Origin of the sequence: Marinovum sp. 2_MG-2023 (assembly GCF_030548265.1) — a bacterium.
Classification (GTDB): Bacteria; Pseudomonadota; Alphaproteobacteria; order Rhodobacterales; family Rhodobacteraceae; genus Marinovum.
In genome coordinates, this window is record NZ_JAUOSD010000019.1 from 74,187 (window position 1) to 87,862 (window position 13,676).

The 13,676-nt window shown below is 60.4% G+C and carries 14 protein-coding genes; 4 read left to right on the top strand and 10 right to left on the bottom strand.

The window, feature by feature from the left end; translation table 11 throughout:
• Positions 1–50: 50 nt before the first annotated feature.
• The 9 genes from Q4577_RS18480 to Q4577_RS18520 form a co-directional block, all read right to left on the bottom strand.
• A complete protein-coding gene (locus Q4577_RS18480; RefSeq protein ID WP_303471509.1) occupies positions 51–830 on the bottom strand; it encodes an HpcH/HpaI aldolase/citrate lyase family protein in 780 nt (259 codons plus the stop codon).
• A gap of 103 nt (positions 831–933) precedes the next feature.
• On the bottom strand, positions 934–1,677 hold the full coding sequence (locus Q4577_RS18485; protein WP_303471511.1) for an SDR family NAD(P)-dependent oxidoreductase: 744 nt from the start codon (positions 1,675–1,677) through the stop codon (positions 934–936).
• Positions 1,674–3,299, bottom strand: coding sequence for an SMP-30/gluconolactonase/LRE family protein (locus Q4577_RS18490; protein WP_303471513.1), 1,626 nt, complete (start codon positions 3,297–3,299; stop codon positions 1,674–1,676). The genes Q4577_RS18485 and Q4577_RS18490 overlap by 4 nt, the downstream gene beginning before the upstream one ends.
• 53 nt (positions 3,300–3,352) lie before the next feature.
• Complete coding sequence (locus tag Q4577_RS18495) at positions 3,353–4,474, bottom strand: ABC transporter ATP-binding protein (protein WP_303471516.1); 1,122 nt, start codon at positions 4,472–4,474, stop codon at positions 3,353–3,355.
• Between the two features lie 12 nt (positions 4,475–4,486).
• A complete protein-coding gene (locus tag Q4577_RS18500; protein ID WP_244690733.1) occupies positions 4,487–5,320 on the bottom strand; it encodes a carbohydrate ABC transporter permease in 834 nt (277 codons plus the stop codon).
• A 13-nt stretch (positions 5,321–5,333) separates the two neighbouring features.
• A complete protein-coding gene (locus Q4577_RS18505; protein ID WP_244690735.1) occupies positions 5,334–6,281 on the bottom strand; it encodes a carbohydrate ABC transporter permease in 948 nt (315 codons plus the stop codon).
• 69 nt (positions 6,282–6,350) lie between these two features.
• Positions 6,351–7,613 (bottom strand): ABC transporter substrate-binding protein, encoded by a 1,263-nt coding sequence (locus Q4577_RS18510; protein ID WP_244690737.1) that lies wholly within the window; start codon positions 7,611–7,613, stop codon positions 6,351–6,353.
• Between the two features lie 34 nt (positions 7,614–7,647).
• Positions 7,648–8,820, bottom strand: a complete 1,173-nt coding sequence (locus tag Q4577_RS18515; RefSeq protein WP_303471519.1) for a mandelate racemase/muconate lactonizing enzyme family protein — start codon at positions 8,818–8,820, stop codon at positions 7,648–7,650.
• Positions 8,813–9,718 carry a dihydrodipicolinate synthase family protein gene (locus Q4577_RS18520; RefSeq protein WP_303471522.1) on the bottom strand — a complete coding sequence of 302 codons (906 nt, stop codon included), beginning with the start codon at positions 9,716–9,718 and terminating at the stop codon, positions 8,813–8,815. The genes Q4577_RS18515 and Q4577_RS18520 overlap by 8 nt, the downstream gene beginning before the upstream one ends.
• Positions 9,719–9,816: 98 nt before the next feature.
• On the opposite strand from Q4577_RS18520, the gene Q4577_RS18525 reads away from it, so the two are divergent.
• From Q4577_RS18525 to Q4577_RS18540, 4 genes are read left to right on the top strand one after another with little or no spacing between them, the layout of a single operon-like run.
• Positions 9,817–10,725 (top strand): 2-dehydro-3-deoxygalactonokinase, encoded by a 909-nt coding sequence (locus Q4577_RS18525; protein ID WP_244690743.1) that lies wholly within the window; start codon positions 9,817–9,819, stop codon positions 10,723–10,725.
• Positions 10,722–11,093 carry a VOC family protein gene (locus tag Q4577_RS18530; protein ID WP_303471526.1) on the top strand — a complete coding sequence of 124 codons (372 nt, stop codon included), beginning with the start codon at positions 10,722–10,724 and terminating at the stop codon, positions 11,091–11,093. The genes Q4577_RS18525 and Q4577_RS18530 overlap by 4 nt, the downstream gene beginning before the upstream one ends.
• Positions 11,081–11,965 carry a DMT family transporter gene (locus Q4577_RS18535; RefSeq protein WP_303471528.1) on the top strand — a complete coding sequence of 295 codons (885 nt, stop codon included), beginning with the start codon at positions 11,081–11,083 and terminating at the stop codon, positions 11,963–11,965. Before Q4577_RS18530 ends, Q4577_RS18535 begins: the two co-directional genes overlap by 13 nt.
• Complete coding sequence (locus tag Q4577_RS18540) at positions 11,962–13,398, top strand: sulfatase (RefSeq protein ID WP_303471530.1); 1,437 nt, start codon at positions 11,962–11,964, stop codon at positions 13,396–13,398. Before Q4577_RS18535 ends, Q4577_RS18540 begins: the two co-directional genes overlap by 4 nt.
• A 65-nt stretch (positions 13,399–13,463) precedes the next feature.
• On the opposite strand, the gene Q4577_RS18545 is transcribed toward Q4577_RS18540, so the two are convergent.
• Positions 13,464–13,676: SDR family oxidoreductase (locus Q4577_RS18545; RefSeq protein ID WP_303471532.1), on the bottom strand; the 213-nt coding region annotated here is incomplete at its 5' end.

Consider the following 13,676-nt stretch of genomic DNA (forward strand, 5'->3'; position numbering starts at 1 on the left):
CGCACCCGGAAATCAGGTGCGTTCATGGGTTGTCATGCAAAGCTGGGCTGTCAGCCTTGTTTGATCTTGCCCTGGACCGTCGCCAAAAGCGTGTCGGAACCACGCGCCAGAAGGCCGGTATCTGTGCCGCAGGCCACAAAGGTGAACCCGTCGTTCAACAGGTCGGCGGCAAGTTCCACATCCGAGACCAAAGTGCCCACCGGCACCCCCATATCCATCACCCGGCGTGCCACGGGGCGGATTTCATCCCAGACCTCTTTTGATGTCGGCTGTCCCAACAGACCGATATCTGCGGCGATATCAGCCGGGCCAAAAAACAATCCCGTCACGCCATCAACCGCCGCAATGGCTTCGGCTTGTTCCAGCGCTGCGCGGGTCTCGATCTGAAGCAGGACGGCGGTCTCTTTTTCGACGTTTTCCGCGTAATCCTTGACCCGGCCGAACTTCGTCGCCCGCGTTCCACCGGCAACGCCCCTGATTCCACGGGGCGGGTATCGGGTGGCGGCGACGGCGCGCTCTGCCTCTTCCACACTTTGAATCATCGGAAACAAGAAGCCCGGCGCACCAATATCCATCAACCGTTTGACGGCAATCGCGTCGTTCCAATCCGGGCGCACGATGGGCACGGTGTCATAGGGGGCAAAAGCCTGTAACTGGCTAAGAACGCAGGCATAATCATTGTGCCCATGTTCCATGTCGATCAGCGCCCAATCAAATCCCGCAGGCGCGACCACCTCGGCGGCAAAGTTGCTGGCCAACGAGATCCACAGACCGACCTGTTTGTCCCCACGCCGCAAGGAATGGGTGAATTCGTTTCTGGGATAATCCATAAGAGGTCCGCCTGTGTATCGAAATAAGAGCGCGCCAAGCGCGCGCTATTCATACATTGATATTATCATTATCTCAATACATCAACGCGCCAGGACCGGTATCCTAGACCACGCCACCATCGACAACGATACATTGCCCGGTGACCATACGCGCCGCATCCGAGGCCAGCCAAAGGGCGCAATCCGCAATATCTTCGGGCCGGATCAGATCGGGAATACATTGCAACGCATGGGTTTCCGCCACCCAATCCGCACCGACCTGACCGGCCACACGTTCGGTCACTACACGCCCCGGCGCGATGGCATTGGCGCGAATGCCCTGCGGCCCCAGATCCCGCGCCAATCCCCGTGTCAGGCCGACAATCCCCGATTTTGCCGCGTGATAGGCCGTCAGATTGCCCGCCAGCTTCATCCAGGCGGTTGAGGACAGGTTGACGATTGCACCGCCCCCGGCCTGGGCCATATCCGGGGCGACCAGCCCCGACAAAAGCGCATGATGATCCAGATTGACCGCCATCATCCAGCGCCAATCCTCGGCTGTCAGCTGATCAAAGGGGATGCGCCGATCAACGCCCGCATTGTTGACCAGAACCGTGACCGGCCCCCGCGCCAAGACCGCTTCGGTTTGCATCGCCTTCATCGCCGCGCCATCCGCAAGGTCACAGACCTGCGGTGCGATGCCATGGGCCAAGGCCGCCGTATCCGCCAGCCCATCTGCATTCAGATCGACCGCAGTCACCTGTGCGCCCTGCGCGGCAAATGCCAGCGCCGTCGCGCGACCAATACCCGAGGCCGCGCCGGTGACCATCACATGGCGACCGGAAAATTCAGAATATGTCACGCTCATAATACAACCTCGGACACCGGTTGCCCGGCGACATCTACATCAATGGCAAAAAGGGCCCCCGACAGCGGCGCTTCTTCCAGCACACTGGCCGGCAAACGGATCGAGGCGCTGGTGATAAACAGCCGCTTCAAATCCGGGCCGCCAAAACAACAGCTTGTCGGGCGCGGCACCGGCATGTCGATTTCGCGCTTCAACCTGCCGTCAGCCCCGTAACAGGCCACACGCCAACCATCCCAGATCGCAACCCAGAGATTGCCCTCGCTGTCGACACAAAGCCCGTCGGGCTTGCCGTCGGACGGCTCCAGCGACAGGAAACTGCGGCGATTGGACAGCGCGCCGGACTCAACGTCGAAATCATAGGCAAAGATGATCCCAAGCGCCGTATCGGTGAAATAAAACGTGCGCCCATCCGGGCTCCAGTCCAGACCGTTGGACACCTGGAACCCGCCATCCACCGCCTTGGCCGCGTTGACGGTGTCAAACCGATACAGCGACCCCGACGGCATCGAGGCATCAAGGCTCATCGAGCCGGCCCAGACCCGGCCCTTGGGGTCGGTCTTGGCGTCGTTGAACCGGTTCGAAGGCATATGGGCCTCGGGGTTATAGATCGTGTCCAGCTTGGCCGTGACCGGATCGTAATGTTCCAATCCGTTCTGGGTGACCGCGACCATGCCATTGCCCGGCCCCGGCAGCACGGCGCTGACCAGATAGGGCGCCTGCAACATGCGGTCTTCGCCGCGTTTGGGATCATAGGTGTGAAAAGCCGGCGCCGCGACATCGACCCAATGCAACACGCCTTCGCGTGCGTCCCAAACCGGGCCTTCGCCAACGATGGCCCCGGCGGCAGACAGGCATTCAAGCCCTTCTTCGACATGCGCTGTGCGGCGCGGATTTGGCGTAATGCTCACGGGGGCGCTTCCGATATTGCCCATGACCCGGCGCGCGGCCTCCATAAGGTCACGACCGATCACGTGGCGGCGTTCATAAGGCAGGCGGCTGGCCAGCGCGGTGACAACAATCGCGCCGTGGCCCATGCCCGGTGGTCCGCTGACCGGCACGGCGATGACAACAACGCCCTCCAGACTGCGGGAATTGGCCAGCGAATATCCCCGCGACCGGCTGATGGCGAAATCGGCCAGCAAAACGGATTGATCGTCCGACGGCAGCCGCCCGATGATACTGTTGACCTGATGCGGTGGCATCGCCGACAGGATGGCATGGCCCGACGCGCTTTCCAGTGCCGACAATTCACGGCCGATTTCAACGCCAATGGCCAGCGGGTTGGACGGGCGGCGCACATCGACATATATGATGCGATCGCCCTCCATCACTGTCAGGCTGACGGTTTCGTTCAATTCCTGGGACAGGCGCAGCACCTCGGCCTCGGCCGCGGTGCGCAGGTCAAAAGACGCCATGGATTTGCCCGCCAGTTCGATCAACCGATGACCCAGCGCATAGGTTTTCAACCGCGTATCATGGCGCACATAGCCAAATTCGATCAGCGCCCCAAGCAAACGGTAGAATGTCGCCTTGGGCAGACCCGACGCCGACAGCAATTCTGCCGAGGTGCCGGGCCGTCCGATGTGATCGAGGATTTCCAGGATCTGCAATCCTTTGACCAAGGTGCCGGCCCCCGGAAATCTTTCGGCTATTTTATCGAACCTGTCCAATTGCCCTACCTTGCGACTTCATGTGTATCCGGGTGGAATACATGAATTTTATCCACCGGAAAAGCGAGGCTGAGCGTATCACCGTCGTTGTAGCGATGATCGTCGATCACCCGGATCAGCATGGTCTGGGCATCGCGTTCCTCGTCATTGGCCATGACAGTGCGGTCCAGTTCCAGCACATTTTCCCCCGGTGTGTGGAAATGCAGGATCTTTTCCGTGCCAAGATTTTCCACCAGCGACAGACCGACATGCGGGCCGCTGTCACCGACGCGAATATGTTCGGGGCGAATTCCGAACACCATATCGCGCCCCACAACCGAGGCACAGTGATCCGGCAGGGCAATCTCCTGGCCGCCAAAGCGGGTGACGGGACCGCGCGCGCCGGTTTCGACCCGACCATGGAAAAAGTTCATGCCGGGCGAGCCGATAAAACCCGCCACAAAGATGTTCTTTGGAGAGTGGAACAGGTCTTCGGCGCTGCCGATCTGCTGGATCAGCCCGCCGCGCATCACCACGATTTTATCCGCCATGGTCAGGGCTTCGGTCTGGTCGTGGGTGACATAGATCGTGGTCACCCCAAGACGCTTTTGCAGTTTGACGATTTCCGACCGCGTCTGCACCCGCAGTTTCGCATCCAGATTGGACAAGGGTTCATCCATCAGAAACGCCTTGGGCTCGCGCACAATGGCCCGTCCCAGCGCCACCCGCTGACGTTGACCGCCCGACAGGGCGCGGGGCTTGCGGTCCAGATAGGGCGTCAGCTCCAGCACCCGCGCGGCCTCTTCCACGCGGGAATTGATGTCGTCGGCGGGCATTCCGGCCATTTTCAGACCAAAGCCGATATTCTTGCGCACCGACATATGCGGATAGAGCGCATAGTTCTGAAACACCATTGCGATGTCGCGTTTGCCGGGGCCAAGTTCGGTGACATCGCGGCCGCCGATCTGGATTGTGCCACCCGATGTGGCCTCCAGCCCCGCCAGCATTTTCAGCGCAGTGGATTTGCCACAGCCCGACGGCCCGACAAAGACACAGAATTCACCATCCTCGATATGCAGGTTGAAATCGCTGATGGCCTCGACGCCACCATAGTTCTTTTTGATATGTTCAAATTCGACGGTTGCCATGGTTTTGCTCCGTTACTTCTCGGATCCGGCGGCGAGACCACCGACGAGAAACCGTTCAAGGAAAAGGTAGACGATGATGATCGGCACAGAGGCCATAAGCGAGCCGGCCATGATCACATTCCATTCGGTCACAAATTCGCCCTTGAGCGAGGCAATGCCCATCTGCAACGTCCAGTTTTCATCATTTGTCGTTAGGAAGGTGCGCCCGAACAGAAAGTCAGACCAGCTGACCACAAAGGCATAAAGCGCAGTTGCCGCAAGCCCCGGTGCCGCCACCGGCAGCACGATACGAAAGATCGTGCCAAGCGGCGAACAGCCATCCACCAATGCGGCCTGTTCCAGCTCTGGCGGGATGGTGTCGAAATATCCCTTCAGCATCCAGGTACAGAACGGCACGATCAATGTCGCCTGGGCAATCACCACCGACCAGAGCGACCCCACCAGGCCGACGGATTTGAAGATCGCAAACAGCGGAATGATCATCAGCGTCGCAGGCAGCATTTTCGAGGTCAGGATGAACAGGCCCAATCCGGTGCCACCCTTCAGCCGAAAGCGCGACAGCGCATAAGCGGCAAGGATCGACACCGCCAGCGACATGATCATGGTCGCCAGCGCGATCAGGATCGAATTCATGAACCACATCGCATAGGGATGTTTTGCCAGAATATCGCCAAACACATTCCATTGCGGCGCCGCGGGCCAGAATTGCGGCGGATAGGACCGCAGGTTGGTGGCGGGTTGCAGCGCCGTGACGATCATCCAGTAGATCGGGAACAACAGGATCGCACAGGCCGATATCGCCGCAGCATATAGGCCGAATGTGGCGAGGGGGGATCTTTTTTCCATGGTCTCGCTCTCCTCAGTGAACCGATTTGGCCATGCGGCCCACCAGCGCGCGGCTGATGATGGCACAGAATATCATGGTGATCACACCGACGGTTGCGCCCTGTCCCATGCGGAAGAATTCAAACGATTGTTCGAACGTCAGGATCGACAGCGTGGTTGTCGCGCCAATTGGCCCACCCTGGGTCAGCACGTGGATAATGGCGAAATCGCGGAACACCCAAAGCGTTGTCATCACCAGCGTCACACCGACCACCGGCAACATGTTGGGCATGGTGATATAGAAAAACCGCTGCCATGGGCCTGCGCCGTCCACCTTGGCGGCCTGAATCTGTTCTTCCGGGATGGATTGCAGCCCCGCAAGCAACATGATCGACATCAGGGGATAGCCCTTCCAGATCATGACGAAACACACGGCGGCAAAGGCCGCACCGGGGTTCGAGGCAAATTGGATCGGCTCGGCCACAAAGCCCAGCTTCAACAGGCTCCAGTTCACGACACCAAACGAACTGTCCAGCATCCAGGCCCAGATCACCGTCGCCACGACCTCTGGCACCGCCCAGGGCAGCGCCACGAACAGGCGCACGGCGGTGCGGCCACGGAATTTCTGATTGACCAGCATCGCAGTGGCAAAACCGATCACAACGGACAAACCGCCCACAACAGCAACCAGTTTGAAGGTCACCCAAATGGCGTGCCAGAATTCGGACGATCCAAACAGCCAGGCGTAATTCTTTAACGTCCAGGGTTCGCCAGTGGCCCCGACGCGGGCAATGCGCACGTCCTGAAGGCTGATATTCACCGACAAAAGGATCGGATAGACAATAATTCCGGCCATCAAAAGGACGGCGGGGGCAAGTAACAGATAGCCAAACTTGGCCCGGTGACGCGGGGCGCTGAAATCAATCGACGGGATCAACCCGGCCAGTGATCTGCCCTGCCGCTGTGTGCTGGTGTCGCTCATGTATTCATGGTCCTTATGTGGCCGGCATCCCGGGGGAGGCACAGGATACCGGCCGATCAGACGCTCGGATCAGCCTTTGATCCGGGTGACTTCTTCTTGCAGGATTTTCGCGGCTTCTTCGGGCGAAAGATCCTTGATCATCATTTGTTGGGCCACATTAAAGAAGATTTTCACAACTTCATTGTTTTCCAGCTCCAAGCCTTTGGGAAGACGATCAACATTGGCCGCAGCGGCATCTGCGGCGGCAGCCGCCAGAACTTCGAACGATGGGTTGTCAGCCTTCAACTGGGTGTAATCCAGGCCCGGACGCGGCGCAGGTGTCTTGCCCCATTCGGCAAAGCGTTGCTGATATTTCTGCGATGCTGTCAGCTCGATGAAATCCCAGACCAGCTGTTTCTTTTCGTCCGAAATATCCGACGGCATGCCAAGCACATTGGACGTGCCCCCCAGCGGCGGCGTAAACGGCGATTTGGCGATTTTCAGGTGCTGCTGCACTTCTGGTGCTGCACTGCGGAAGGTGTTGTTGATCCAGCCGCCATCGACGGTCATGCCCAGACGCCCCTCAAGCAGGAACTGGCGCACATCGGCCGATGTCAGCTCTTTGGGTGTCAGACCTTCGTCAAACAGCTGTTTCCAGCGGCGCAGACCTTCGATCACTTCGGGGCGGTCAAACGCCGGTTCGCCATCAAGTGTCCAGCTGCCACCGGCATCCAGCACATAGTTCAGCGCCTCTTGCATCACGCTGGCATCACCCACAAACGGCAGGGCAATCCCAAGCTGGTCGTTGATGCCATCGCCATCGGTGTCTTTTTTCAGCTTGCGCGCCGCATCCAGATAGCTTTCCCAATCGGTGGGAATATCCAGCCCGGCCTCTTCAAACAGCTTCTCGTTATAGGCAAGCACAAACCCGGTATAAAGCAGCATGACACAGACGGTTTCGCCGTCCCATTCACAGGTCGATTGCCCGGCCCAGTCGGTCATGTCCATGCCGGCCTTTTCGATCCACGGGCCCAGCGGCTCCATCCAGCCCTCATTGGCGAAGGGTTGGAATTCGAACGCCGCCAGATGCACGATGTCGGGCGGGTTGCCGCCGGCAAACATGGTGAACATGGTGTTGGCATATTCGTCGCGCGACACCCGGCTCATGTTGATGTCGACACCTTCGTGTGTGGCTTCGAATTCGGCGATGATTTCATTCCACCAATCGCCATAGCCCGGCTCGTCCTTCATCCAGCTGACAAAGGTCAGCGTTTCTGCGGATGCGGGCAGCGCGGTCAGCATTGTGCTGGCGGCCAGCAGGGCGCTGATTGCGGTTTTCCTTAGGGTTTTCATGACTTTCTCCTCCAAGTTGTCGTTCTGATAAGTGTTAGATCGTAAGAAGCGGTTTAAGATGCGCCATGCCGTCCTGGTTTGGCGTAACGCCATGACCGGCCGTGTCCGGGATCATGAACTGGCCGTTTTCGACGGGGGCCGCACCGTCCAGCAATGCGGCGTTGGGGCCATAAATGGTGTGCTGGAATTCATGTGCCTCTGCCCCGACGGCAAGCCCCGCCCGCAGGCTGGCAGACATGAAGATGCCCATGCCGATCGTGGCATGCGGGATCACCTGCGCGCCGGATTTGCGGGCGTGTTTGGCGATGCGCATGAACTGGGTGATGCCGGTGTGGCCCATTTCGGGTTGCACAATCGCGGCCACACCTTCGCGGGCAATCACATCCCATTCCGTGCGCCATTCCTCGCCAAGGGCCAGCGGACAGGAAATCCCCTGCCCCACCTTGCCTTGGGCGGCGATGTCTTCCGGGGCGACCGGGGCCTCAAGGAACCAGGGATCAAAAGGCGCAATCTCGTTTGCCAGGGCAATCGCTTCGTCGGCGGAACAGGTCCAATGCACATCTACCGCGATTTTCTGGGCATCCCCCAAACCATTGCGCAGGCTTTCGAATTCGCCGCGCACATCCCCCGCGTCACTATGGCTGACCGGGATTTTGACCATGTCAAAACCCTTGGCCTGCCAGCTTTGCGCCAGCGCCAGTCGGGTTTCCTTTGTCGGTTCCGGAAGGCCGGACACATAGGCGGAAATATGGCCCGCACCACCCTTGCCCAGAGCGCTCTGGATGCTTTCGCCGCCACTGCGGGAATACAAATCCCACAGCGCAATATCCAATGCCGCCAGGGTATCGGCCAGATAGCCACCCCAATAGCCGCGCACGCGCTGCAATTCATAAAGCTTGTCCCAGGTTTCATCGGGGCGCATCGGGTCGAGCATCTTGAGGTATGGCCCCAAAAGATCCTCGACCAAGGCCGCGACGATCCCCGGCGCAACCAGACCATAGGTTTCACCCCAGCCGACAGCGCCATCGCTGTCGGTCAGCCGCACCACAACCGACCGGTCCATCCGCGGATAGACCGTGCCGTTGAACCGGCGCACGATATGATGTGTGCCAAGCGCAAATTCACCGTCCCCCAGATCGCCAAGATAAGCGGTGCCGCGTTTTCGCTCGAAGGCAAAGACATCAATCTTTTCAATACGCTTATGCATCTGCCATCTCCGGTGTCATGGCGGCGCGTTCATAAAGTTCCAGCGCCAGCTCCTGCAATTCCTTGTCCATCTCGGGCAGAGGTTCGCGCACGTCGTCACAGTCAATCAAGCCGCGATTTTTCAGGATCAGCTTGGTCAAGCGCATCCGGTACGGCGCCTGAATCAGCAACAGCGGCAGGCTGCGCTCATAAAGCCGCAGCGCCTCGGCGCGGTCATGGGCCGTATAGGCGCGCATCAGGGCGACATGCAGTTCCAGCAATTCGATGGCCGGCATCGTGGCAATCGCGCCGCGATCCAGTTCTTCCAACAGATAGCGCGCGCCGCCACCGCCAATCACCCCGTCCAGATCCGGGCCACAGCCCGCCACCAACTGCGACACTTTGGGGCCAGAGGGGATGCCCTCTTCCTTGACATAGCGGATGGCGGGGATTTCTGCGGCCAGGGTCAGCATGTCATCGGCGCTGAGGTCGGCACCGCGCGGTTTGAACAGGTTTTGCAGAATGATCGGGCGATCCGCGCCCAGGGCATCGGCGATCCGGGCGAACCATGTGCCGGTCTCTTCGCCCATGGCGGGCACGGCCATTGCCATGACGCCATCGGCCCCGGCCTCGGTCGCCATCTTGGCGATTTCGACCATTTCGGCGGGATCGGCAGAGTTCACCCCAGCGATCACCGGCAGGCGATCCTTGGCCATTCGGGCAACAAGACCCAGACAACTGCGCCGTTCATCGGTGGTCAGGAAAAGATCTTCGCTGGCCACACCCGGGAATACGAGAGCCGAGGCGCCGGCCTCGATGGCATGGGTCACCACCCGTTTCAAAGACAACTCGTCCGTCTGGCCATTTTGGTCAAATGGGGTCGGTACGATGGGCAAGACACCCTTTAGCGATCTACTCATAGTGTATTCCCAATATATGCAACTGACGTTTCATAGTTGAAACATAGATGAGAAATTCGTAGCCTGTCAACGCGTTTTGCAGAAAAAGGATTCCAACCATGCCAGACATCTCTTTCATCGCGGTCGATTGGGGCAGCTCGTCTTTTCGGGCTTGGGCCATGGATCAAACCGGTGCCGTGATCGACGGGCGCAACGGGCCGGACGGCCTTAGGACGGTTGAAAACAAACAGTTTTCCAGCGTCCTCGCCCGGCACTGCGCCGATTGGTTCGCCGCCGCGCCAAAGGCCCCGGTCCTGATGCAGGGCATGGTCGGGTCGCGCACGGGCTGGGTCGAAGCGGCCTATGCCCCCTGTCCGGTGCGGTTTTCGCAAATCGCCGAGCAAGCCACAGTTTTCGAGGACAACGGCCGTCAAATTGTGATTCTGCCCGGCGCAACCGCCGAAGATGACACCGGCGGCAACGATGTGATGCGCGGCGAAGAGGTCCAGATCTTTGGCGCAGCGGCGCTGACCGGACGCGACAGCGCCACCATCTGCATCCCCGGCACGCACAGCAAATGGGCCTATCTGGCGCAGGGCGCGCTGACCGGATTCCGCACCTTTGTCACCGGCGAATTGTATCAGATCCTGCTTAACAACAGTCTGGTGGGTGCGCTGGCAACCGGCGACAGCTTCAACGAGGCGGCCTTTCGGCGCGGTCTTGATCGCGGCGCGGCCCAGCCCCTGTCACATGCGGTATTCGCCGCACGCGCCAGCACGCTGACCGGCACGCTCGCCCCCGAAGACGTCGCATCGCTGATGTCGGGTGTCCTGATCGGTTCGGAATGCGCGGCCCAGGACATCACGGGGCCGGTGTTGCTGATGGCCAGCGGGGTGCTCGCGCAACGATACGAGGCCGCCTTGACCCATTTCGGCACGGATTTCGACAAGGTTGATGCCGATGATGCCACCCTCGCGGGGTTGACCCATGCCGCGCGCGGTCTCTGGCCGCAGCGGGTTGCCGCATGAGTGACGCGCCAGAGCTGACATTGAACCATGTCGCCATTGCCGCGCCCGATCCCGAAAGCAGCATGGCGTTTTATGCCGCTTTCGGGTTTCAGCCGGGGTTCACCCGCCGCGATGACACCGGCCAGATCACGCTGCAACAAATGTGGCGGGGGGCGGTGTTTGTCGAACTTCTGGCCGACACGGACGCCTGTGCGCCCGGCCATTTCGGCCTGCACACCGCCGACATTGCGCCGCTGCTGTCGCATTTGGCACCGCAGGGGATCACGCCGCTGCATCCGCCCCGGCGCGGGGTTTCCGGCGTGCTGTGGACGTTCTTTCGCGACCCGGCCGGCAATATGGTTGAGGTAACGTCACCTTGGCCGAGCTGAAATCAAACTGGCTTGGGCTGGACAGCGGCCAATCCTTTGCGCTGGTTGCGCTGTTCAGCGGCGTCGCCTCTGGTGTTGCGCTAAAGACCATCGGCCCCATCCCCTCTGGCGAGGCGATCGCCATCCGATCCTTGCTGGCCTTTGGCTTGATCGCGGTGATCGTGGTCGCGCGCCGCCCTTCCGCAGACCGGTTGATTGGCCGCCGCGGATTGGCGCGGGCGATGCTGGATGCTTTGGCGGGGCTGACCTTTTCGCTGGCGATCTTTGAAATCCCGCTCTCGCTTCTGGCAAGCATCCACGCGACCCTGCCGGTGATTTCGGTGATCCTGTCCGGTATCCTGTTGAAAGAGCGCCTGCGCCCCGGCAATTGGATTGCACTGGCGCTGGCCTGTGGCGGCACCTTGCTGATCCTGCAACCGGGGCTGTCGTTTTCGCCGCTGGGGGTGAGCCTTGCACTGGTTTCGACATTGGCCTATGCCTTCCGCGACATCACCACCAGATTGCTGCCGCCGCAAACCGATACATTTCGTATTGCTCTGGTCGCGCTTGCCATGGCGGGGGGTGTGGCGGCGATGCTGCCGTCCGAGGGCGGATGGGTCTGGCCCAGCGCCCTAGATTATACGCTTTTGACATTGGCGGCGATCGGGTTCGTGGCTGCCAATGTGTTGATCATTGCGGCCCTGCGTCGGTCCGAACTCAGCCGCATTGCGCCGCTTCGCTATTCCAGCGTGCTGTGGTCGTTGGCCTTTGACGCCGCGATCTGGGGGTATGTCCCCGGTCTGGCCGGGGCGGTCGGGATCATTCTGATCCTGCTGGCCGGAACCGTTCAGATGCGCACACATTCCACAAAACCACATAGGGACACATTATGACGACTCCGCCCAATATCCTCTTTCTTCTGCCTGACCAACTGCGCCCGGATTTTCTTGGCTGTTATGGCGCGGATTTTCTGCGCACCCCGGCGATTGATTCACTGGCCGCACATGGCCGCCGGTTTGATGCGGCGATTTCGCCGTCGCCGATCTGTGTCCCGGCGCGGGCCTCGATGTTGACCGGGCAACACGCCCATTCCACCGGCATCATGCATAATATGGGCTGGCTGCGCCCCGACCGCCGCGCCATGGGCATTCAGACCTGGCCCGAAATCCTCTCGGCTGCGGGGTATTACACCGCTGCGATTGGCAAGATGCATTTCTATCCCTGGGATCTGTCCGAAGGTTTCCAGCACCGCATCATTGGCGAAGACAAACGCCATATTCATGTGCGCGATGATTATCATCATGCGCTGGTGTCCGAAGGCAAGGCCAAGCTGCACGGCAAGGACATGCCGGGCTATTACGAAACCAAGGGCGCCGGCACCAATCCGTTGCCTGATCATCTGCAACCGGATCGCTGGGTGGCCCATCGGGCGGCGGATCATCTGCGCACGCTCAAGGGCGATCAACCCTTTGCCATGATGGTCGGCTTTCCCGGGCCCCATTGCCCCTATGACCCACCCGCAGAGGAGCTGTCGCGGGTTGATCCGGCCGCCATGCCAGAGGCGCTGCCGCGCACCGAAGAAAGCGAAAAGCATCTGCCCGGTCTGGTGGCGGGCTACAAACGCGATTGGGCGGATCTGGATTACAGCACGCTCACCGACGACCAAATCCGCGCCATCCGCCATCATTACGCGGTGTCGGTCGAACGGCTGGACGAAGATGTCGCAATGCTGATCGACACCCTGCGCGAGACCGGAAAACTGGACAATACGATCATTGTCTTTGCCTCGGATCACGGCGACTACCTTGGCGATTTCGGCCTGATGGGCAAAGGCTTCTTTCACGAAGCCTCTATTCGTGTGCCGATGATTGTTGCCGATTTCCGCGCGCCCGCGCCAGAGCATGGGGCCGGGGTGGAACCCGCGCCGGTGTCCCTTCTGGATATTTTCTCCAGCTTTATCGACTGGGCCGGGCTGGACCCCGCCCCGCAGGCCCAAGGCCGGCCGCTGGACGATCCGGATGCAAATCGCACGATTGCCGGCGCGACCTCGAATGGCTTCATGTTGCGCGATGCGCGTTGGAAACTGGTGCGCTATGCCAATGGCGTTCAGGCCCTGTTCGATCTGGAAACCGATCCCGGCGAACAGGTCAATGTGATGGAGGCCCATCCCGACATAACCGCCCGGCTTGATCTGGCTTTGACCCAAAGCCTGCTGGATGGCTTTGCCGCCGGACATGCCGACAAAATGGTGCCGGATGCCAAATCGCCGCCCGAAGGGGCGTTTCATGATCGCTATTGGCAACGCCCCTATCCGGCGCACGGCTAAGACCGCCCGCCGGTAGACCGGTGTTTGGTTGGGTCGGCAGAAACCCCTTCTGCCGACCCGTTATCTCAGCGGCCCATCCAGCCGCCATCGACCACCAGGATCTCGCCGTTGACGTAATCCGACGCCGGGGATGCAAGGAACACGGCCGGGCCTGCGAAGTCCTGTGGGGTGCCCCAGCGACCGGCGGGGATACGTTCGAGAATGGATTTCGACCGGTCCGGGTCATCCTGCAACGCCTGGGTGTTGTCGGTGGCGATATAGCCGGGCGCGATGGCGTT

Excerpts from the sequence above, each read along its gene's own strand:
- Q4577_RS18480 (WP_303471509.1), bottom strand. The coding sequence starts at position 830 with ATGGATTATCCCAGAAACGAATTCACCCATTCCTTGCGGCGTGGGGAC.
- Q4577_RS18485 (WP_303471511.1), bottom strand. The coding sequence starts at position 1,677 with ATGAGCGTGACATATTCTGAATTTTCCGGTCGCCATGTGATGGTCACC.
- Q4577_RS18495 (WP_303471516.1), bottom strand. The coding sequence starts at position 4,474 with ATGGCAACCGTCGAATTTGAACATATCAAAAAGAACTATGGTGGCGTC.
- Q4577_RS18500 (WP_244690733.1), bottom strand. The coding sequence starts at position 5,320 with ATGGAAAAAAGATCCCCCCTCGCCACATTCGGCCTATATGCTGCGGCG.
- Q4577_RS18505 (WP_244690735.1), bottom strand. The coding sequence starts at position 6,281 with ATGAGCGACACCAGCACACAGCGGCAGGGCAGATCACTGGCCGGGTTG.
- Q4577_RS18510 (WP_244690737.1), bottom strand. The coding sequence starts at position 7,613 with ATGAAAACCCTAAGGAAAACCGCAATCAGCGCCCTGCTGGCCGCCAGC.
- Q4577_RS18515 (WP_303471519.1), bottom strand. The coding sequence starts at position 8,820 with ATGCATAAGCGTATTGAAAAGATTGATGTCTTTGCCTTCGAGCGAAAA.
- Q4577_RS18520 (WP_303471522.1), bottom strand. The coding sequence starts at position 9,718 with ATGAGTAGATCGCTAAAGGGTGTCTTGCCCATCGTACCGACCCCATTT.
- Q4577_RS18525 (WP_244690743.1), top strand. The coding sequence starts at position 9,817 with ATGCCAGACATCTCTTTCATCGCGGTCGATTGGGGCAGCTCGTCTTTT.
- Q4577_RS18530 (WP_303471526.1), top strand. The coding sequence starts at position 10,722 with ATGAGTGACGCGCCAGAGCTGACATTGAACCATGTCGCCATTGCCGCG.
- Q4577_RS18540 (WP_303471530.1), top strand. The coding sequence starts at position 11,962 with ATGACGACTCCGCCCAATATCCTCTTTCTTCTGCCTGACCAACTGCGC.